Annotated in this window: 19 protein-coding genes; 3 read left to right on the forward strand and 16 right to left on the reverse strand. The window is 37.1% G+C overall.

Translation table 11 applies throughout. The annotated features are described in order from the left end of the window. The first annotated feature begins 25 nt into the window (after positions 1 to 25). The gene (locus LS68_RS08740; RefSeq protein WP_034373212.1) at positions 26 to 598 is read left to right on the forward strand and encodes a DedA family protein; all 573 of its coding nucleotides are present in this window, start codon (positions 26 to 28) and stop codon (positions 596 to 598) included. Positions 599 to 642: 44 nt separating this feature from the next. Here the strand turns inward: LS68_RS08740 and infB are convergent, their stop codons facing one another. Genes infB through LS68_RS08775 form a run of 7 tightly spaced genes read right to left on the reverse strand, consistent with a single transcriptional unit; the run spans position 643 to position 7,849 of the window. Beyond that, entirely contained in the window at positions 643 to 3,264 is a 2,622-nt protein-coding gene (gene infB / locus LS68_RS08745; protein WP_034373214.1) for a translation initiation factor IF-2, read from the reverse strand. Beyond that, positions 3,252 to 3,503, reverse strand: a complete 252-nt coding sequence (locus LS68_RS08750; protein WP_081950970.1) for a DUF448 domain-containing protein — start codon at positions 3,501 to 3,503, stop codon at positions 3,252 to 3,254. The genes infB and LS68_RS08750 overlap by 13 nt, the downstream gene beginning before the upstream one ends. 19 nt (positions 3,504 to 3,522) lie before the next feature. After that, positions 3,523 to 4,407, reverse strand: a complete 885-nt coding sequence (gene thrB, locus LS68_RS08755) for a homoserine kinase (protein ID WP_034373217.1) — start codon at positions 4,405 to 4,407, stop codon at positions 3,523 to 3,525. A 41-nt stretch (positions 4,408 to 4,448) separates the two neighbouring features. Next, positions 4,449 to 4,955, reverse strand: coding sequence for a hypothetical protein (locus tag LS68_RS08760; protein ID WP_034373221.1), 507 nt, complete (start codon positions 4,953 to 4,955; stop codon positions 4,449 to 4,451). A gap of 3 nt (positions 4,956 to 4,958) precedes the next feature. After that, on the reverse strand, positions 4,959 to 5,861 hold the full coding sequence (gene lpxC / locus LS68_RS08765; protein WP_034373224.1) for a UDP-3-O-acyl-N-acetylglucosamine deacetylase: 903 nt from the start codon (positions 5,859 to 5,861) through the stop codon (positions 4,959 to 4,961). Further along, positions 5,858 to 6,454: a septum site-determining protein MinC gene (locus LS68_RS08770; protein WP_034373226.1), complete on the reverse strand. Its 597-nt coding sequence runs from the start codon at positions 6,452 to 6,454 to the stop codon at positions 5,858 to 5,860. The genes lpxC and LS68_RS08770 overlap by 4 nt, the downstream gene beginning before the upstream one ends. Positions 6,455 to 6,475: 21 nt before the next feature. Next, the gene (locus LS68_RS08775) at positions 6,476 to 7,849 is read right to left on the reverse strand and encodes a M23 family metallopeptidase (protein ID WP_241993729.1); all 1,374 of its coding nucleotides are present in this window, start codon (positions 7,847 to 7,849) and stop codon (positions 6,476 to 6,478) included. A gap of 335 nt (positions 7,850 to 8,184) precedes the next feature. Here LS68_RS08775 and LS68_RS08780 point away from each other — a divergent pair, with 335 nt between their 5' ends. Beyond that, positions 8,185 to 8,907, forward strand: a complete 723-nt coding sequence (locus LS68_RS08780; protein WP_052100500.1) for an ankyrin repeat domain-containing protein — start codon at positions 8,185 to 8,187, stop codon at positions 8,905 to 8,907. An 88-nt stretch (positions 8,908 to 8,995) separates the two neighbouring features. Here LS68_RS08780 and LS68_RS08785 read toward each other — a convergent pair whose 3' ends face one another. From LS68_RS08785 to glyS, 7 genes are all read right to left on the reverse strand, one after another. Then, positions 8,996 to 10,225 (reverse strand): malic enzyme-like NAD(P)-binding protein, encoded by a 1,230-nt coding sequence (locus tag LS68_RS08785; protein WP_034373232.1) that lies wholly within the window; start codon positions 10,223 to 10,225, stop codon positions 8,996 to 8,998. 61 nt (positions 10,226 to 10,286) lie between these two features. After that, positions 10,287 to 10,997 carry a di-trans,poly-cis-decaprenylcistransferase gene (locus tag LS68_RS08790; RefSeq protein ID WP_034373235.1) on the reverse strand — a complete coding sequence of 237 codons (711 nt, stop codon included), beginning with the start codon at positions 10,995 to 10,997 and terminating at the stop codon, positions 10,287 to 10,289. Continuing rightward, positions 10,997 to 11,464: an acyltransferase gene (locus LS68_RS08795; protein WP_034373237.1), complete on the reverse strand. Its 468-nt coding sequence runs from the start codon at positions 11,462 to 11,464 to the stop codon at positions 10,997 to 10,999. The genes LS68_RS08790 and LS68_RS08795 overlap by 1 nt, the downstream gene beginning before the upstream one ends. 11 nt (positions 11,465 to 11,475) lie before the next feature. Next, positions 11,476 to 13,167 carry an N-6 DNA methylase gene (locus tag LS68_RS08800; protein ID WP_034373276.1) on the reverse strand — a complete coding sequence of 564 codons (1,692 nt, stop codon included), beginning with the start codon at positions 13,165 to 13,167 and terminating at the stop codon, positions 11,476 to 11,478. 119 nt (positions 13,168 to 13,286) lie between these two features. Continuing rightward, positions 13,287 to 14,120 carry a flagellar hook-basal body protein gene (locus tag LS68_RS08805; RefSeq protein ID WP_034373240.1) on the reverse strand — a complete coding sequence of 278 codons (834 nt, stop codon included), beginning with the start codon at positions 14,118 to 14,120 and terminating at the stop codon, positions 13,287 to 13,289. A gap of 60 nt (positions 14,121 to 14,180) precedes the next feature. Next, a complete protein-coding gene (locus tag LS68_RS08810) occupies positions 14,181 to 15,290 on the reverse strand; it encodes an ABC transporter permease (RefSeq protein ID WP_241993730.1) in 1,110 nt (369 codons plus the stop codon). Further along, entirely contained in the window at positions 15,287 to 17,350 is a 2,064-nt protein-coding gene (glyS, locus tag LS68_RS08815; RefSeq protein ID WP_034373243.1) for a glycine--tRNA ligase subunit beta, read from the reverse strand. The genes LS68_RS08810 and glyS overlap by 4 nt, the downstream gene beginning before the upstream one ends. A gap of 84 nt (positions 17,351 to 17,434) precedes the next feature. Between glyS and LS68_RS08820 the strand changes: the two genes are divergently transcribed. Beyond that, positions 17,435 to 18,139, forward strand: a complete 705-nt coding sequence (locus tag LS68_RS08820; RefSeq protein ID WP_034373247.1) for a hypothetical protein — start codon at positions 17,435 to 17,437, stop codon at positions 18,137 to 18,139. A gap of 100 nt (positions 18,140 to 18,239) precedes the next feature. Here the strand turns inward: LS68_RS08820 and tsf are convergent, their stop codons facing one another. Together tsf and rpsB are read right to left on the reverse strand one after the other, a co-directional pair. After that, complete coding sequence (gene tsf / locus LS68_RS08825; RefSeq protein WP_034373250.1) at positions 18,240 to 19,307, reverse strand: translation elongation factor Ts; 1,068 nt, start codon at positions 19,305 to 19,307, stop codon at positions 18,240 to 18,242. Continuing rightward, positions 19,308 to 20,102, reverse strand: coding sequence for a 30S ribosomal protein S2 (gene rpsB, locus LS68_RS08830; protein WP_138091424.1), 795 nt, complete (start codon positions 20,100 to 20,102; stop codon positions 19,308 to 19,310). It lies immediately after the preceding gene. Positions 20,103 to 20,240: the final 138 nt, after the last annotated feature.

Consider the following 20,240-nt stretch of genomic DNA (forward strand, 5'->3'; position numbering starts at 1 on the left):
ATTTTTTAGATTCTAAAGGAACACAATGGAAGCTACAATTAGCTCATTAGAAAAATGGGGATATATCTTACTCTTCTTTTATTCATTAGGAGGCGGCTATGTAGGCTTAATCACCGCAGCCATAATGAGCACATTAGACAAAATGGATCTTTATATCGTTATTGTTGTTTCGGGTGTAGGCAATTTTGTAGGAAGCACGATGCTTGCCTTTCTCGCTCGATACCAAAAAAAGGAAATTACTTCTTTTTTGAGCAAACATAAACGCAAACTCGCATTAGCTCAAATTTGGACAAGAAAATACGGATCATGGCTGATTATTTTTTGTAAATACCTTTATGGTATCAAAACGATTGTGCCTTTGAGCATAGGAATGATGAATTTTAATTTAAAGAAATTTTCGTTCGTCAATGCTATTGCCTGTGTGATTTGGGCGATTGTCGTAGGGCTTTTAGGATATTATGCAAGCGGTATGGTGGTAAAGATTCTCGAAAGTGTTGATGCGCATTCATACCTTATCCCTCTTGTTTTTTTGGCACTAGGCATAGGATTTTATCTGCTTCTTAAGAGAATCTCTCAAAAAGCACGCAAAACATTATAAAATTTTAAAGTCATTAACCTCTATCATTTTATGCGATAGAGGGATTACAATGTCTTTGTTTTTGTAATTTCCTTGTAGGTTTCAAAAACATCACCTACTTTTACATCATTATAATTTTCAAGCATAATACCACATTCATAACCCTTAGAAACCTCTTTTGCATCATCTTTAAAACGTTTAAGTGAAGCAATAAGACCATTATGAATCACCACACCATCACGGATTAATCGCACCTTAATACCGCGTTGGATACTGCCATCAACGACCATACAACCAGCGACAGTGCCTACTTTAGGGATATTAAATGTCTCTCTTACTTCGGCTTGTCCTGTGTTTTCTTCTTCAAAAATAGGCGACATCAAGCCTCCAAGCAACGATTTAATATCATCAATCAGAGTGTAGATAATAGAATAAGTCTTGATTTGCACGCACAGCTCTTTAGCCTTAGCTTTCACACTACCGGTAGGACGAACATTAAAACCTAAAATAAGGCTATTTGCACTTGTCGCGCACAAGGCAATATCACTTTCGCTAATGCCTCCTACGCCTGATGCAATGACATTGATTCGCACCTCATCATTGTTGAGTTTCTCCAAACTCGCCTTGATAGCCTCAAGACTGCCTTGTGTATCGGCTTTCACAATCAAAGGAAGTGTTTTAAGTTGCCCTTTTGCAACCATCTCTCCCAATTCATCAAAAGTAACCTTAGTAGATTTACTAAGTTCTTTTTGTCGCAAATACAAAGCGCGTTTTTGTGCATATTCTCGTGCTATGGCATCATTTTCAACACTTTGCAACACCGCACCTGCACTAGGCACTTCAGAAAGTCCTGTAACGACTGCTACGCCCGAAGGAAGAAGTTTATCAATCATTCTTCCTCTATCATCAAGCAATGCCCTTACTCTCCCAAAGGCGGTATCAGCCACAACGGAATCACCCACCTTTAACATACCATTTTGCATAATAATCGTTGCCACAGGTCCTCGTCCCTTTTCAAGACTTGCCTCCAAAACAATTGCTTTGGCACGACATTGATTATTGGCTTTAAGCTCAAGCACTTCGGCTTGTATCAAAATCGTCTCTAGTAATGTTTCTACACCCTCACCGGTTTTAGCCGAAATAGGAATAAACTCATACTCTCCACCCCATTCATTAGGTGTGAATCCAAGCTCCGCACATTCTGCTTTCAATTTATCAGGGTTGGCATTTTCTTTATCCATTTTATTCATAGCGATAATAATTTGAACATCAGCAGCCTTAGCGTGGTTAAGTGCTTCGATTGTTTGCTGCTTGACACCATCATCAGCAGCTATAACAATAATCGCAATATCTGTAACTTGCGCTCCACGACTTCGCATTTGTGTAAATGCTTCATGCCCGGGTGTGTCAATAAAACTGATCATTTTGCCATTCTTCTCTACCATATACGCGCCAATATGTTGCGTGATACCTCCAGCTTCACCGCTTGCGATACGAGATTGACGAATAAAATCAAGCAAAGAAGTTTTCCCATGATCAACATGTCCCATAATTGTTACTACAGGAGGACGCTCTGCCAAAGGCGCATCGGAAGAAACTTCAGATTCAATAAGGACACTCTCTTGAGTATTATGAATCGATATTTCAAGCTCAAACTCATCTGCGAGAATCTCAATCGCATCACGATCTAAGAAATCGTTTTTAGTCGCCATCACCCCTAAGTTAAAAAGCACTTTAATCACATCTTTAAGCTCAATTTTCACCGCTTCTGCAAATTCATAGACACGAATCTCTTCAGGGATAGCAATAGGACCTCTTGTTTTGTCAAGATTCTTTGAAACTTTAGCAGTCTTTTTTCTTTTTCCGCCTCTTCGTATGCTGCCCTCATTCATCCAAGGATTTTTTCTGTGAATATGCACACGCTCGGTAATGGTTTGTCGGATTTGATTCTCTTCTTCCTCATCTCGCACTTCTTGCTCATTGAGGTCAAAAAGCACGATTTCATCTTGTTCTTCATCATAATCCGAATGGAATGAAATATCACGATTATCTAAGATATTCATCTTTTGATCCGTATGCTTTTGGATCGTCTTAGGTTTTGACTTTTCTTTTTTGTTCTTTTTGCTCTCTTCTTGAGCTGTATTTGCAAGCAATTCTTTATAACTAGGAGCATTCTTTTTATGCTCATCTTTTTTAGCACTTTCAGCTGGAGTTTGTGCTTGTGCTACATTACTTGTATTATTTTTGCGAACAATACGAAGACCTGCTTTTGGCTTTGTCTCCAATACAGGTGCAGGAGCAGCTTGAGAGGGAGATTCTTCAGGAGATTCTACTTTTACTACCTCTTCGGGTTGTTCTATAGATGCCAAATCAGTAGATTCTGTCTGTTTGCTTTTAGTTTTGGTAGTCTTTCTAGTTGTAGTTTTGGCTACTTCTTTTGTGCTACTCTTGCTTTCAGCTGAAGTTTTGGTTTTGGTGCTTTTTGTTTTTTTAGAAGTCTCTTTGGTTTCGTTCGCACGAGGATTCACACCACTCATAAGAAATTCAAATAATGCAGCTGCATCTTCTTGGCTAACAGAACTTGAAGGGGTTTTCACGCTTAAGCCCATTTCAAGTGCTTTTTCATAAACCAATTTAGCATTTTTAGCCGTTTCTGTAGCTATCTCGGATAGTCTCACTTTTCCCATAGATTATATATCTCCTTTAGAATCACCGCATGATTTTCGCTGGCTTTGAGTTTGTTGATTTTGATAATAACAGAAAGTGTCTTAGAATGATGGATACATTCTTCACACACATAAAAGCTTCTACCTTTCCCGCTAAAACTGCATAGGGAATCATTCTTACATTGTAGCCGAAGTAGCTCCTTTTGTTTGAATCTTTTGCGACATTTGATACACATTCGTATTTGTTTGCTTTGCTTCATATCATTATACCAAAGATTTTCACGATTCTATGAGAGTTGCACCGAGATTATCAAAAGCTAATTCAAAGATTCTGAATTTAGGAAATTTTTTTTCTAGTTTTTCTTTAAGCAAAACACTATCTTCTTGATAACAAATATTTAAAAATGATGAACCACTCCCAGAAAGTGTGCTCATCAATGCTCCGCACTCAAGGGCAGTTTTTTGCACCTTAAAAAGGACAGGGAAATTTTTCATTCGCACATCTTGGTGAAATCTGTCCTTGCTTGCCAATCTTAAAAGCTCCCAATTCCCACTCATAAATGCTGAAGTCAGCACACAAGCATGAGAGAGGTTAAATACAGCGTCTTTGGCAGTATATTTTTTAGGCAAAGTGCGCCGAGAGAATCTCGTAGACATTGTTGTATAAGGCACAACAACAACGGCTTTAATCTCCGAAGGAATAGGTTTTTGTAGGCTCACAACCTCTTGAGATTCTAACATTGCAACATTAAATCCGCCAAAAAGTGCAGGTGTGATATTATCTGGGTGGTTTTCATATTTAAGAGCAAGATTCAGAATCTCATGCTTATCAATAGGCTTTTGCATTATATGATACGCGCTAAAAATCGCCCCGATAATCACAGCCGAACTTGAACCAAGCCCGCGAGAAATAGGAATCTGATTGTGAAACAAAAACTTAAAAGGACGCGCTTCGTATTGATTTTGCTCCAAGATTTCATTAAAAATTTTGACAAATACATTATCTACAAGCAGTTTGGGGCGATTTTCACCCTCACCCACAATATGAATGCTCATCAGCTTTGAGGGTGTGATATGAAAAGTATTTTTAAGATCAAGTGCCAAACCTAAGGTATCAAAACCCGGTCCAAGATTAGCACTTGTGGCAGGAACAGAAACAATCACGATTTACTCCAAACACGAATTTTATAGAAAAGTTATTATACCTAAATGGGAGGTAAAATATAAAGAGGTTGTGTCAGTTGTGTAAAATCTTTAGGGTTAAATGTTTGAGGCAAATGAAATGCTGTTTGAAGTGCTTCTGATGGGACAGAATCCACACTAACAAGTGAAATATTATCATGGGATTGTGTAAAGTATTGATTCCCAAAAGCTTTTAAATAAGGATAAGTAGTAAAATAAAAACTTGAAGTCGCATAAAGCTCAATGTCATAAAGTATTTTTAGAGTGTGCAAAAAAATGTGCGTGAGCTTAAGTGAAGTAAAGCTCCCGGGTCCATTAGCGTAAAAAATACGTCTAAGTTTCAAATGCTGATATTGACAATCTTGATGCTCTCCGGGCAAAATCCGCTCAAAAATAGTTGGCAGGGCTTGGAGGGTTTTTTCCGCGGAAGTTATCGTATCAAAAAGATTCAAATCCCCATTTTTGGATTGATACAACCCACACAATACGGGCGTCCCTATGCTGATTAAAATAATATCTAAATCTTGCATCAATCAGGATTGAATCTCATTTGCATAGGCAAAGTCTGATACAGATTCTTCTTCTTGATCAATAAGATTGACAATTTCATAAGACTTCTCATCGCTCAAAAGCTGTTTGGTAAGTAAATGATTAAGCTTATGGCTTCCTGCAAATGAAACATAAGTGCCAAGTAAAGGCATATTTAACACTGCCATATCGCCAATAGCATCAAGAATTTTGTGGCGGACGAATTCTTCTTTGTAACGCAAACCTTCTTTATTGAGAATACGGCTTTCATCAAGCACAATACAATTACTCATATCTCCGCCCTTTGCCAATCCTTTAGAGCGCAAATAATTTACTTCGTGCAAGAATCCAAAAGTTCTTGCACGCGCAATTTCTTCCTTATAAGCTTTGGTGCTAAAAACAAATTTGTATTGTTGTTGGCGGATAGCAGGGTGCGTAAAATCAATACTAAAATCAAAAATTGTTTGATCACTCGGTTCAACACGCACAAATTTTTCTCCGTCTTTGATTTCAATAGGTTTTTTGATAGCAATAACTTTTTTAGGCGCATTTTGAGAAACAATACCTGCTTCCTCTAAAAGCATACAATACCCAATAGCACTTCCGTCCATAATCGGCACTTCTTCGTTATTGAGTGAGATTCTGATATTATCGATACCATAAGCATGTATCGCTGAAAGCAAATGCTCAACGGTAGAAACTTTCGCTTCGCCTTTTCCTAATACCGTTGCCATTGTCGTATCAATTACATTTTCCATTTTAAGCTCAATGCTCACGCCCAAATCAGAACGAAAAAAAACAATCCCGCTATCAACTGCTAATGGTTCAAGCACCATTTTGACAGGCACACCCTTATGAAGACCAATGCCTACAAGCTCAACTTTATTCTTAATAGTTTTTTGTTTCATTTTAAGTCCTTTATAATGACATCATCGTCTATTTTGCGAATTATTTTTAATTGTGCATTGCTTTGGTTAATTGTTTGTAAAAATGATTCACCAATCAACACACCTTGAAACAAAATCGCGGGTGCAAAAATCTTATGACACAAAAGATATTCCCCTTCACATTCAACATTCCCATAACACTCATCTAAAAGTATGAGATTGCCTTTACTAAAGATTCTTGCGCCATTATTAACTTTTGTATCAATAATAATATCACCATTATGGATAATCTCTTCCCCACTACGAATAATTTTTTCAATAAATAAAGTCTTAGATACGGCAGAAAGAGAAGATTTATCATCCGATGGGTCTGTTTTTAAAGTCGTTGTAGACTTTGGTGTGCGAGATTCTGGGAGTGCTTCACCCACATACATAAAGGGTAGATTTAAAGATTGCAAAAATGATTCTAATTTTGTGCTAATCTCTCCTTTAAAAGCAAGCGTATGATATTTAAGAAGAGGAAAATTTTTGCTGATAAAATCAATATAAGTTTGCTCATCTTCGCCTGCTTCAAACTCAAAAAATTTGATCGTCTTTTGCCGTGTTTTAAGCATTATAAACCCCTACAAGATCGTTTAAGGTTGAGAGGCATAATATTGTTGTGTTTTGGTCAGCACATCAAGAATATTGTGTTTGATCCATTGAGAATCAAGCCATTCTGCAAGGAGAACAAAATGCCCTTGAATCAAGATTCCAAAATGTAAATGATCGCCAAATGCCCAACCCGTCGTTCCTGTTTTACCAATCTCATCGCCAACGCGAATCTCATCGCCAACCTCAATATTGCTTTCAGACATATGCGAATAGATAGATGAGACACCCAAGCCGTGATAGATTAATGCCGTATTACCATAAAGTCCCAAATGACTATTCAAAAGCACAATGCCACGATTACTTGCGATAATGGGTGCATTTTTGACACTTGCGACATCAATACCTAAATGAACAGCTTCACTCACTTTAGCCCCATCTAAAAAGTAAGTGCGGTAATCCCCAAAACTGCCTACAAGCTTTGAACCCTTCAAAGGGACAAAAGCGTGAAAATCCTCATCGATAAAGCTTTTATCTGATTTTAAATCGCTACAAGCGCGTAAGATTCTGTTTTCATCTTCTTGGCGAATCGTTTCATTAAAAAAGACGAAACGTTCAATATCATCATCAAATGTTCTGGCATGTTTTTTATCAATTTGTTCAATTAGCTCATTAAGCTTACCATTGAGAAAACTCTCTTGAAGACGAATGTTAGAGCGATAATAGGTAACATTCATATTGCGTGCTAAAGGCACATCTTGTGTCCGAGTATTGCCTGCTTGATCAACGGCTGTAATTTGAGCATTAAAAAATTTGTTCTTTAAGGGCCAAGCAACAATGCTCACATAAATATCATCTCCAAGATATTTAAACATTTTAAATTGATCTACGCCATTACTGATAAACACATCTTTAAGCGCAATATCTTTTATTTGGAACGCCACCATTGCACTTCCTCCGCGCGTGATTCTGTAAGAATGTGCGATGGGTATGATATGTGGTGGCTGGGTATCGACTATGAGATTAAGCTTGATTTTAGCAGTATTACCGCTGAAAAAATGTGCGTTACTCCAATCTGTAACTTCAATATAATATTGGATTTCTGTGCCATTTTTAAGTGTTGTAGAAGTTTTAGGAAGCTTGATTTTAATACTCTTAGGTTTATTTAAAACCACTTCTTTTTCATCAGTCAATACCTCCCCGTTAAACATCATACGCACCCGATAATCGCGTATCCCGCTTTCATCTTTAAAGGTGATTTCCAAATCATCTTGAAAATTCCAATGTGTGGGAAGCGTCTCATTGGTAAGTTCTATTTCAGGTTCTTTTGTTTCAAAAATAATTGAGCTAAAAGTAATAAGTCCTATAAGGACAAGTATCACAACACCTATAATGACAAGAACCAGCCGTTTATTCATTATTCGCTCCTTTTTTATTCAAATTTTTACACATTTTCAATGTTTCAACATAGATTAAATATTCTTAAATACTCTTTTGACAATAAAAATACTTTTTTCAACATTACTTTAACCAAAGATGATACTTTATATTCACTTAACTTTCAAGACTCTTTGCCTACAAATGTCAATATTAAAGCCATTTTTCTTGCATAAAAAATAAAAATCGCCCTTAAAAAGATACTTTTGTTAAAAATTATCAACAAAAAATCCCCAAATCAGAATCAAATCCTATCCTGCCGCATCAAAAAAATGATAGAATAAATACAATATCTTTAAAAATACGGACATATATAATGGGTATATCAGAAAATATCAAAAATTTGAGCTACAAGGAAAGAAGGGAGCTCAATCAATATCTGAACAATCTTATTCGCCACAATAAACTTACAGAGATTAAATATTTTCTCAAAGATTATCCTGTAGAAAAGGCTTTTTATGAGGCTCTTATCACCAATGCAGATGGAAAACAAATATCTTTGTTTAATCCTGTTACTATATTAGTTATGGCTGCACAAATCGCAAAAAGGACAAAAAATCTAACAATGTTGGATTATTTTTTTGAATATGGATTAAAGGCAGATTACACGAACGATTCTGGAATGAATGTCTTGACAGATTATATTGATAGTGGTGGCGAGAATGAAGAAATCATTAAGCTTTTTATCCAAAAAGGAGCAAAATTTGACACCTACGACAAAAGTGGTTGGACAATGCTACATTTTTGGGCTAAAAAACAAGCTGTCAGAAAGCTGGAGATTGCCATTAAATTTGGCGCAGATATAAATATCAGAACAAAAGAAAATAACCAAACACCTCTCATCTTTGCAGCCAGTTCGGATTATCGCCCTGTAGGAACAGCTACAGAAATGCTTATCAAACTTGGAGCAGATGTCAATCTAAGCGCAACAGAAGATGGTAAAGCCTATACAGCCCTTGATAAAGCTTACGGACACAAAAACAAAACACTTTTAAAAGAAGCCGGGGCAAAAACCTACGCAGAAACTCAAAAATCTTAAAAACGATAAAAATAAAAACATCTCTACAACAAAAGAATCTCTACAAGGCGCAGATTTAAAGATTCTTTGCTGTCAATTTTATAATATTTTAGATTCTAGCCACACCGCTTTTTACTGCTGCATCAGCGACTGCTTGTGATACAACTGCATCAAGTCTTTCATCAAAAGCAGAAGGCAGAATATAATCTTTACCAAAGCTCATTTTTTGTTTGAGTAATGCCTCAAGCTTGCTAGTAATAGGCTCTCTAGCAAGTTTAGCAATAGCATGTGCTGCGGCAAATTTCATTTCTTCATTAATCTTACTTGCCCTTACCTTAAGCGCACCCTTAAAAATATAAGGGAAACCTAGCACATTATTAATTTGATTAGGAAAATCACTTCGACCTGTAGCAATAATCGCATCAGGACGAGCCTTTTTGACAATATCAGGCATAATTTCTGGTGTAGGATTGCTCAAGGCAAAAATCAAAGGATCACTATTCATACCCATAATGTCTTCTGGTGTGAGCAAATTGCCTTTTGAAAGCCCCAATATGACATCAGCACCTTTTAGCGCATCTTTATAGGTAGGATAATGTCCCTCACAAATAAATTCTTTTTTGAGCGCATTTAAATCTTTTCTATCAGCAGTAATTGCCCCCTTAGAATCAAACATTACCACCTTTCTGACACCCAAAGCCTTATACATCTTCGCACAAGCGACTGCCGCTGCACCTGCACCAAATACGACAACCTTTACATCACTAACTTTTTTATTAACCAAATACAAAGCATTGATAATAGCAGCTGTGGAAATAATCGCTGTGCCGTGTTGGTCATCGTGCATTACAGGAATATCTAACTCTTCAATCAATCTTCTTTCTATTTCAAAACATTCAGGGGATTTAATATCCTCCAAATTGATACCGCCAAATGTTGGTGAAATGGCTTTGACAATCTGCACAAATTTATCGACATCTTTTTCATTAATCTCAATATCAAAAGCATCTACATCTGCAAAAGTTTTAAACAATATTGCTTTCCCCTCCATAACAGGTTTGCTTGCCATTGCCCCAATATCTCCAAGCCCCAACACAGCTGTCCCATTACTAATCACAGCGACAAGATTACTTTTTGAAGTATAATCATACGCACTCAATGGGTGAGCCTCAATCTCCTTACAAGGCACAGCCACACCCGGAGTATATGCCAAACCAAGATCTTTAATCGAACGCAAACGTTTGCGAGGGAAAACAGCTACTTTACCACCGGCATGATAAGGCAATGCCTTAGGGTAAAGTTTTTTGAGAGTGTCTAATTCTGGTGTTTCTGAATCCATTGCTTTGCCTTTGTAGGTAGATTAAAAAAGAAATTTATAGCACTTTTTTACTTGTTAAACTTTAAACGCCGCCAAATTTTCTTTGTCTTGATAAAAAATCTTGTAACATCTCATCAATTTCTTGAATTGTAAAATCAGGCCACAATGTAGAGGTAAAAAATAATTCCGCATAACTTGCCTGCCATAGCATAAAATTTGAAATGCGTTTTTCTCCGCCTGTGCGAATAAGCATATCCACATCAGGGATTGAATGGGTGTCAAGATGACTTTCAATCATTTTTTTCATCTCTTGTGGAGAATAAGTTTTTAATGATGATAATGCAGAATCTGGCATAGCATTTAGGATTCTCAAAAATGTCCTTGATAGTTCATCTTGAGAGCCATAATTAAGCGCGAGAATCTGCGTGAGTGCAGAATGATTTTGCGTGAGTTGTTCTAACTGCAAAATCGCATCTTGGAGATCTTTATCAAATGCACCCAAATCCCCAATAGCACGAAAACGAATATTGTTTTCAAGGTAGATTCTTTTTTCACTTTGTAAATACTTTTTCAAAAGTTTCATTAAAAAATCAACTTCCATTTGAGAACGTTTCCAATTTTCTGTAGAAAAAGCATAAAGAGTTAAATACGGAATCTTTTGCTTAAGACACCATTCTGTTATACCACGCACAACTTTTGCACCTTCTTTATGCCCCTCTGTGCGATTCTGATTGCGTATTTTCGCCCACCGCCCATTGCCGTCCATAATGATTGCAATATGTTGAGGATACACTACAAGCTACTTTGAATGAGAGGTCGCAATAATTTTGCAGGATTACCCGCATAGAATCCGCTTTGTGTGATCGAATGACACACTACCGCTCCTGCGCCAATCACGACATCATCACAAATACTCACAGGTAAAATAGTCGCATTAGAACCGATGCTCACGCGATTCCCAATAGAAGTTGGCTTCCAAGAATCCGAATGTGCTGCAGGTTTGCCATCAGAAAATGTATCATTAATAAACATCACCCCATGTCCGATAAAACAATTTTCTCCAATACTTACAAGTGAGCAAATAAAACTATGTGATTGTATGCGGGTGTGCGCACCGATACACACATCGCGTTGTATTTCACAAAAAGGTCCTACAAAGACATTATCGCCCAATGTGCAACCATATAAATTACTTGGCATTACTACACTGACATTTTTACCACATTGCACATCAATAATTTGAGATTCAATCACCTTCATAAATGACGCCTTTATGGGACTTTTGCCGAAGATTCTAAACGCAACTTTTGCAATTTCGCCTCAATATTTTTAAGCTCATTGGCATATTGCTGAATCTGTTCAAAAGTTTGTTGAGCGTTTTGCTCAAAATGATTAGGAACAAGTAGCTGCTCCAAATCAAGCGGGTTAATACTATTGAGATTCAGTTCATAAATTTGAGAAAGAGCTTTTTGCCCTCTTTGCGAAAATAAATAGCAATAGATTCCCAATGCCACAGATGGGTTTGGAGCACGCAAAATGACGATACCAGCATTAGCAATCACTTTGTATTTTTGAATGCTTGGTGCGAGGATAGTAAATTTCGGTGTTGTGCCACGAATTGATAATGCAATATCATAGGGCTTAAGCGTGTATTTCTGAATCTTACTCGCCTCGCCTTTAAATCGCTTAGTAGAAAATTCTTCAGAAAATCCATAATCCGCAAAATCCGCAATACCCAAATCAAAATAAGTAATCTTTGTATCTTTTGCACTTCCATAAACGCGCTGCCCACGAAAAATCGTAACACCCAAATCTCGCAACGAAGTAGAATCTTCTATTTGGGGGCAAGGCTCTTGGACATAACGTTGCACACGCAAATCATGAATATCAATCTGATCAAGAGGCGTGAGGCTAGAATAAGGTGTGATGCGTTTATGATGAAAAATATCAAACAATGAGCTAAGATTAATCAAGCGATTATATTTTCCGTCTTTTTGGTAAAAGTGCGGGGAATTAGCATTGATATGCAAAATAGCTTGATTATTAGGTGAAAGAACAATAATAGAGAAATCATAATTTTGATGCGGAAAAATATTTTTAGGCAGTTCAATAATGCACTCAATCAAACCCTCTTCATAAAGTCGCTCCCTCAACTTTACTTCTAAAGAAGATTTTTGCAAGGTTTGATTGCGCAAAATAAAAACCCCCCTGTGCTTTAGATGCGAGAGAGAATGAATCAAAAAAAGCAGCTCTGGATAGGTTTTAATCAATGCCTCATAAGTGGCAAATCGCTCATCTTCTTTGAGATATTGTGTCCCTATATAACTATCAAGTGGCGGATTACAGATGATTTTGTCAAATTTTTTATCCTTAAAATGGGCATTTTTGAGAATATTGCTCACGACTAGATTCTCTGATGAAACGGATAGAATCTTACAAATCAATTCAGCAATACGCGAAAGACGATCTTCCAACTCCTCACCATAAAGGCTTAAAGATTGCGCATGAGAAGTAATCGTAATAAACAAACTTCCCATTCCGTAGCAAGGATTATAAACCGTTTCATTATCTTGAATATCAAGTAATCCCACGAGAAGCTCATTGATCTCCAAAGGTGTGGAATACGAGAAAAGTTTGTGAGTAGTCTTTTTTTGCGTGATAATATGCAAAAATTCCTCACAAGTCTGATTAGAAGTATCAACACTATAGATAGCTTTAAGAATCTTCAAAAGATTGCAATGCGGATTCAAAGGTGTATAAAGCCTCTCTCCTAATGTCATCTTACACATATCAGTAAATTCTTCATAGATAGGCTTGCGCTTACTACCTTTAGCAATAAGCGTTTCAATGAGTGTCTGCGAATGCCGCTTAAGACAAATGATCTCTAGTGTAATTGCGATAGAATCAAGCATATCCATTTGATAATGCTTAATATAATCAAAACAATTAAGTAATTCTTTCATTGAATCTTGCTGCATACTTCTCTCAATCTTGGGTAGTTTTAAGATAAAGTATTATAGCACAATAAACATTTTCTAAGAAAACGAACCTGCCCTCACAAACTTTCACTAAAGTAATACTTTTAAGCACGCACAGCAAGTTTTGTGATAGCTTCTGTGTTAAGGTCGTCCATATGACTTTTCATCACTTTAGAATACATATCCACTAAACGATTAGTCTCAATCAAAGAAGTCATTTCAAGCACTGCATTCACATTGCTTTTTTCCAAAAAGCCTTGAGCAATCACACCACTATTTTGTATCACATCACGTTCATTGATTCTCTCTTGAGGGTATTGATAAAGATTCTTGCCGACTTTTTTCAAATAACGTGGATTCTCAAAGCCCACTACAGCCAATCCACCAATATTGATTTGTTCGGCAATCGCATCGGCATTCGTATTGCGCAAATAAAGATTCCCATTCGCATCGCCTTCAAGGTGCATACCATGGGGGACTTGTATGCCATCACCAGAATCTACACCATCACGACTAAGCACCAAATGCCCTTCTTTACTGACTAAATATCCTTCCGCATTAATGCTAAAGCTACCATCACGAGTGTATCGAATCCCATCAGGCGTTTGAATCGCAAAAAAGGCATTTTCACTCTGTAAAGCAAAATCTAACGGATTATCGGTTTGCATCATACTTCCCGTGCTTCTGTCTGTATATTCTTCGCTGATGATAGGCACACGATTCATCGTTCGATTAAGAAATTTAGCAGCTTTTTTGGTATGATCTTCAATCGGAAGCTGTTCTTTGTGCGTCTCAAACAATCTCAAAAAATCCCCAATCACGACATCATCACGTTTGAATCCATTTGTATTGAGATTTGCAAGATTGTTTGAAATAAGATCCAAACGACTAAATTGCGTAACCATACCGCCTGTGGTGTTGTAATATCCACTCTGCATTTGTGTCCTTTTGCTTTGTCAATTATTAAGAAACGACAAAGCAAAATACATTCCCAAAGCTCACCAACGATTTGTTTTTTTATAAATCATTACCACACTGATAAAAATATAAAACACACCCAAAAATAATAGACTTAAAAAATATTCCCGCACATCACCAAAACTTGCACCCATTTGATTGAGACGCAAAAGCCCATTGATGCCACTATAAGCAGGTAAAAAGGTAATAATGTCATTGATCCAAGTCGCAATCTGTTCTTTAGGCCACATAAAACCAAGTAAAAAGACAATAGGCATTGAAGCAAGCATTACGATTTGTGTCGATAATGCTCTCTTAGGAAGCAATGTCCCAAAGCATACACCAAAAGCAGAAGTTGCAAAAATAAAAGCTATACTAAAAAGCCAAAAGTCCATAATATGCGCATTGACATGCACACCATAAAATTCATAGGCAAATCCAAAATAAAATGCAAACAACACAACATAAATGCAAAAGAAAATAAAAATCTTTGAAAGCACTAGTAATAAAGGGTTTGCTGTCGCATAATAATTGCGCACACCTTGAGAAAATTGCTGATTCTGTGTCCCGCCGATAATGCCCGCTCCTGCGACAAGCGTTTGATGTAAAATAAAAATAAGTATGGGAGCAAGAGTATAATTTATATAGCCCATTGAAGGATTAAACAAAGGTATCAATTCAGGCTCAAGGAGGCTGTATTCGTGAGTTTGTAGTGCGAAATTGATTTGTGCGTTAAATTCTGCAATCACATCTGACATTGCATTAGCAATCGCTCCATAAATTAGCAAATACGATGCGTTTGCCATAATAGGCACGACTGGAGGTATTCGCTGATAGAGATGTTTTTCAAAATCTTGAGGGACAATCACAATCCCATAAGCACGATGAGATTCTATAAATTGTTGCGCCTCATTGGGATTATCAAGGACGCTAACGACCTCCAAATAAGGCGAGGACTTAATAAGAAAAATAAAATCGCGTGAGGATTGCGTATTGTCATTATCCAAAATAACGATTTTTTGTGTAGCCACAGTGTCGTTATAATAAGGCGTAGGATACAAAAATAAATAAAACAAAGAACCGCCAAAAATAATCAACATCGCAGATACTGAAGTAAAAATACCTTTAAGCTCTGAAATAAAAATGCTCAAAGCGTAATCTCTTTAATATCGCCAATCTTCAAAAATTCATCATAAATATGACAAATCAATATTTGACGATTAGTTTTGATTGCTGGATTAGGATCATTGACTAATACATTGTCAAAAAATAGCGTGAGTTCATCTTTGAGTGCAAATAAAGCAGCGATTTGCTCACTGATATGTGCAAAATGTTGATTGTGAATCTTTATGAATGCCTCATAAAGATTTTTTTCTTCAGGGAGCTTAAAAAGTGCAGGATTAAGAGAGACTTTCTCATCACTCATATCCTTAAGAATATTGGCTACGCGTTTAAAAAGCGTAATCAATGCCTGCTTATCACTTTTTTCAAAAAAATCACTCAATGCTTGGACATTCTCAATGATGCGATTAATATCGCGTTGCTTCACACCACCTACACGCGCATTAAACACACAGCGTAAAAGTGAGGGATTGACTTTGAGAATCCCCTCCAAACGTTCTAAAAAGAAATTTTCGATACGCTCCAAATCACTTGCTTGATAATGTCCTGCAGCATAAAGACGCGGAATATCTTCACTCAAATTAAACGCGAAGCCTTGATTCTGAATGATTTTAATCACGCCATTTGCAGCTCTTCGCAATGCAAAAGGATCTTTTGAGCCATTAGGAATCTCATTAATACTAAAAAGTGCAAAAATATGATCAAGCTTAATACTAAGAGCAACCAACGCACTAAAAGGATTACTTGGCAAACTAGAATGCTCTCCTGTCGGAAGATATTGCTCTTTGATTGCAAGACAAACAAGCGGGTGCATTTGGAAACTCTTTGCATAGTGAAAGCCCATAATACCTTGCAATTCGGGGAATTCATACACCATTTCGCTGACCAAATCCGCACGCGCATATTCAATTGCTGTCTTCAAAAGATCACTCGTTTCTTGCATATTATCAAAAAATGCGGCATAAGATTGAAGCAATGTTAGCGCAATCGAGCTTTCGCGTTTTGCCTTGTCCTGTAGATTCCCTAATCCTTCTACAAACACAATATCTGCCAATTTCTGTGGTTTAAATCCATTTTTGAGATCATTTTCATAAAAAAATACAGCATCAGAAAGCCTTGCTTTGAGCACTTTTTGATTCCCCAAAATAATCGGATTAAGATCGTTTGCGGTAGAATTTGATACAAGCACAAAGCCATTGTGAATCTGCCCTTGTTGATAAGTCGCAAAATATCTTTGATTTTCTTTCATTGAAGTGATAATGACTTCACTAGGGAGCTTAAGAAATTCAGCATCAAATGCCCCATAAGCTGCGCGCGGATACTCTGTAATAGCCACGACTTCTTGAAGCAAATCTTGGTCGATTTCCACTTGAATCTGATGTGCAGATTCTATGGCTTTAATCTGCTCAAGAATCAACGCTTTTCTCTCATCTTGATGAAGAATCACCTTGCCCTTTTTTAAAACTTCGCAATAATGCTCAAGATTCTTAATCAGCTGAAAATCCACACTCACATCACGATGCACATAAGTTTGCGCTTTGGACTGGAGACCAAAAGCATTCATTGCGATACTTTCTTCACCTAAAAGAATCATAATATTGCGTATAGGACGAATGAATCCTACTTGCAAATCCCCCCAACGCATTGTTTTGCCAAATTGCAAAGAATCAAGGAATAATTCTAGAATCTGCGGGAGAAGTGTTTTGGTAGGAATACCCTCTTGCGTTTGGACATAATACAGCACATCTTTGCCATTTTTTTGAGCAATCTGATAGGGTGTATCTGTGGGGAGATTGAGCTTTTTAAAAAAACTCTCTCCGGCTTTACTCAAACCTTTTGAAGGTTCTCCATCAACAAAAGCAATAGATACAGGAGGACCAAAAGATTCTGTTTTGTATGCTTGTGTCTGCACCGGAAACTGCTCTTCTTGCAAAACAATGCGGCGAGGAGTAAAATAAATGCGCGGATTAGAGTGAATATGATGCCTTTGCGTGATACCTTGCCATTTGCCAAGAATATGCGGCAATTCTTTTAATAAAGGTAATGCTGGCAATTCTTGAGTCAAAATTTCAATCAATAAGGGTTTCATCTTGCAGAAAATCCTTTAAATTTTAGATATGATTTCATAATTTTAACCAAATTTTGTTAAAAACTGATTGCAAGGGAGTATTCTTTGAAAAAGTTGATTATTTTGATGTGCTTAGGTGCAATATTGCAAATCAATGCTTTGCCTTTGCATAAAGTCGAGGGCAAATGTGTAGAGCCTAAAAACTTTAACAAAAACCAAAAACAAGTCATCTTAAAAGCCTTTAGATACGGCGCAAAAAGTGGCTTTGGCTACACAATGGCAGCTATTGCTTGGAAAGAATCTTGCGCTGGAGAATATCGTGTGAATTTTGCTGACCCTTCCGCAGGAATCTACCATGCGCATATTCCGGGTATCATCAAAAAGCACAAACAAAAAGACACAAATTTTATGCGTAATATGGTGGGGGAACTTTTAATGCGTGATGATGAATTTGCCTCGCAAAGTGCGCTTGAGGAATTGACCTACTGGCATAAGGTGCGTAAAGGAAATTGGTATGAAGTCATCAAATCTTACAACAAAGGATTCAGTTGGGAAAAAGATCGCGAACGCGATAAAATGGCTCAAGAATATTTTGAAGATATAGCAAAACGCGTTAAAGCACTGCAAACTTATATCCCCTCTATATCGCCCAGTGTCGCAAAAAGCCTCAAGAAAGATTATGCTGTAGATTTTTTGTCTAAATCTTTACAAGAAAACAACAAAAAATCTTCCACAAAACTACCAAATCTCCCCAAAACAAGCAATACTGCAAATACTAAAAATAAAAATTTTGTGATTTTAGAAGAATAGTTTTGATTAATGGCATATAGATTTTTCGTAAAAATTTCATATTCATTCACAGAATTAAGATTCTATGAATGAGATAATAAGTTAAAATGTTTTCAATAGCCTATTGCATTTGAGCGGCAACTTCTGCGGCAAAGTCTTCGACTTTTTTCTCTATACCCTCTCCAAGCTCAAAGCGAATATAATCCACGATCTCAATATTATCATCAAGCTCTTTAGACTTTGCTTGCAACACTTGAGCAATCGTTTTTTTATCGTCCATTACATAAAATTGTCCCAGCAAAGTCATTCTTTGATCAAGCACTGTGCTGTCTGCGACAAAACGTTCCATTTGACCGGGGATAATCTTATCCCAAATCGCTTCAGGTTTGCCTTGTGCCTTGAGATTCTCTCGCAATTGCTGCTCTTTTTCTTTCAAGATAGAATCTGTAAGCTCATTACGACTGACATATTCAGGGATATGATGCAAAGGCTTACCTAGTCGTTTCAATTCTTCATTTTCTTTTTGTAATTCCGCAATAATTGCAATCTTTTCTTTTTGGATAAAAGTATCATCAAGCTCTGTATAACTAAGCACTTGGGGCTTCATCGCTGCAGCGTGCATACAAATATTTTTAGCAAGCTCAACACAAGCATTTTTCGAGCTGTCTTTTTCATACTTCATCGCAATGAGCACTCCTACACGCCCATTAGAATGCACATAGCCATTAATAATACCTGTGCCTTGTGTTTGTATCGTTACAATTCGCCTTACAACGATATTTTCACCGATTTTAGCAATCTTTTGTTGCAAATATTCCTCAAATTTTACGCCATCAATACTCATAGCATTCAAACTTTCTGTGCTAGAAATAGCGTGATCATGCACGATTTTGGAAGTTTGCGCAACCAAATCTCTAAAAGTATCATTTTTAGCTACAAAATCTGTTTCAGAATTGATTTCAATAATACTTGCTTTGTCAAAATTACTTGATACTTCGACATTCACAATGCCTTCAGCAGCGATTCTATCGGCCTTTTTAGCAGCCTTGCTTAAGCCTTTTTCACGCAAATACTCAACTGCCTTGTCAATATCACCTTGTGTTTCTACCAATGCTTTTTTGCAGTCCATCATTCCTGCATCTGTCATTTCTCGGAGTTTTTTTACAAGCTGTGCTGGAATATCTGCCATTTATTCCTCCTCATTTGTCATATCTTTGGCAACTTCTGCAGTTACTTCATCAAGCAATTCTTGCTTTTCAGATTCTGTAGCAGGAGCAGCTTGTTCGGCTTCTAGCTGCGCGTCTTTGTTTTCAGCGCGTCCTTCCAAAATCGCCTCACTGATTTCTTTACAGAAAAGCTGAATAGAGCGAATCGCATCGTCATTGCCCGGTATCGGATAATCCACCATATCAGGATCACAATTTGTATCCAAAGGTGCAACTACAGGAATACCTAATCTTCTTGCTTCTGCCACAGCAATTTTTTCTTTTGCAGCATCAATGACAAAAATCATATCCGGTGCTTTTTTCATATGGCGCACACCGCCTAAATATTTGTCAAGCTTTTCTTTTTTGCGCATAAGCATAAGTTTCTCTTTTTTGGTCAAAAGATCAATTTGCCCGCTTTCTTCCATTTCTTCGATAATTTCAAGTTTGCGGATAGATTTTTTGATAGTGCTAAAATTTGTGAGCATACCGCCAAGCCATCGATAATTGACATAAGGGGCTTGCACAGAATCTGCAAATTGTTTCAGCGTCTCACTTGCTTGCTTTTTTGTGCCAACAAACATAATCACTTTGCCTTCGCTTGCAGCTTCTTTAACGATATTATAAGTATAGCGGAAGTATCGTAAGGTCTTTTGTAAGTCGATAATGTGAATGTTTTTTCTCGCGCCAAAGATGAACTTTTTCATCTTAGGATTCCAACGGCGTGTCTGATGTCCAAAATGCACACCGCACTCAAGCAGGTCTTTCATTGTTACCATAGTGTCTCCTCATTTTTGGTTTGTCCTCCATACCCTTTAGTGAAGCGATTTGCTTACACAACCAGAAAGGAATAGGTATGTGTGAATTTCGCTGTGAGATATTAGGCTACTTAGATTCTAGAATCTCACAAAACAAAG

This window comes from Helicobacter sp. MIT 05-5293 (assembly GCF_000765665.2).
Lineage (GTDB): Bacteria > Campylobacterota > Campylobacteria > Campylobacterales > Helicobacteraceae > Helicobacter_C.

Bases quoted from the DNA above. Each gene is read 5' to 3' on its own strand.
- LS68_RS08740 (WP_034373212.1), top strand. From the start codon at position 26: ATGGAAGCTACAATTAGCTCATTAGAAAAATGGGGATATATCTTACTC.
- infB (WP_034373214.1), bottom strand. From the start codon at position 3,264: ATGGGAAAAGTGAGACTATCCGAGATAGCTACAGAAACGGCTAAAAAT.
- LS68_RS08750 (WP_081950970.1), bottom strand. From the start codon at position 3,503: ATGAAGCAAAGCAAACAAATACGAATGTGTATCAAATGTCGCAAAAGA.
- LS68_RS08760 (WP_034373221.1), bottom strand. From the start codon at position 4,955: ATGCAAGATTTAGATATTATTTTAATCAGCATAGGGACGCCCGTATTG.
- lpxC (WP_034373224.1), bottom strand. From the start codon at position 5,861: ATGAAACAAAAAACTATTAAGAATAAAGTTGAGCTTGTAGGCATTGGT.
- LS68_RS08770 (WP_034373226.1), bottom strand. From the start codon at position 6,454: ATGCTTAAAACACGGCAAAAGACGATCAAATTTTTTGAGTTTGAAGCA.
- LS68_RS08775 (WP_241993729.1), bottom strand. From the start codon at position 7,849: ATGAATAAACGGCTGGTTCTTGTCATTATAGGTGTTGTGATACTTGTC.
- LS68_RS08780 (WP_052100500.1), top strand. From the start codon at position 8,185: ATGGGTATATCAGAAAATATCAAAAATTTGAGCTACAAGGAAAGAAGG.
- LS68_RS08785 (WP_034373232.1), bottom strand. From the start codon at position 10,225: ATGGATTCAGAAACACCAGAATTAGACACTCTCAAAAAACTTTACCCT.
- LS68_RS08795 (WP_034373237.1), bottom strand. From the start codon at position 11,464: ATGAAGGTGATTGAATCTCAAATTATTGATGTGCAATGTGGTAAAAAT.
- LS68_RS08800 (WP_034373276.1), bottom strand. From the start codon at position 13,167: ATGAAAGAATTACTTAATTGTTTTGATTATATTAAGCATTATCAAATG.
- LS68_RS08805 (WP_034373240.1), bottom strand. From the start codon at position 14,120: ATGCAGAGTGGATATTACAACACCACAGGCGGTATGGTTACGCAATTT.
- glyS (WP_034373243.1), bottom strand. From the start codon at position 17,350: ATGAAACCCTTATTGATTGAAATTTTGACTCAAGAATTGCCAGCATTA.
- tsf (WP_034373250.1), bottom strand. From the start codon at position 19,307: ATGGCAGATATTCCAGCACAGCTTGTAAAAAAACTCCGAGAAATGACA.
- rpsB (WP_138091424.1), bottom strand. From the start codon at position 20,102: ATGGTAACAATGAAAGACCTGCTTGAGTGCGGTGTGCATTTTGGACAT.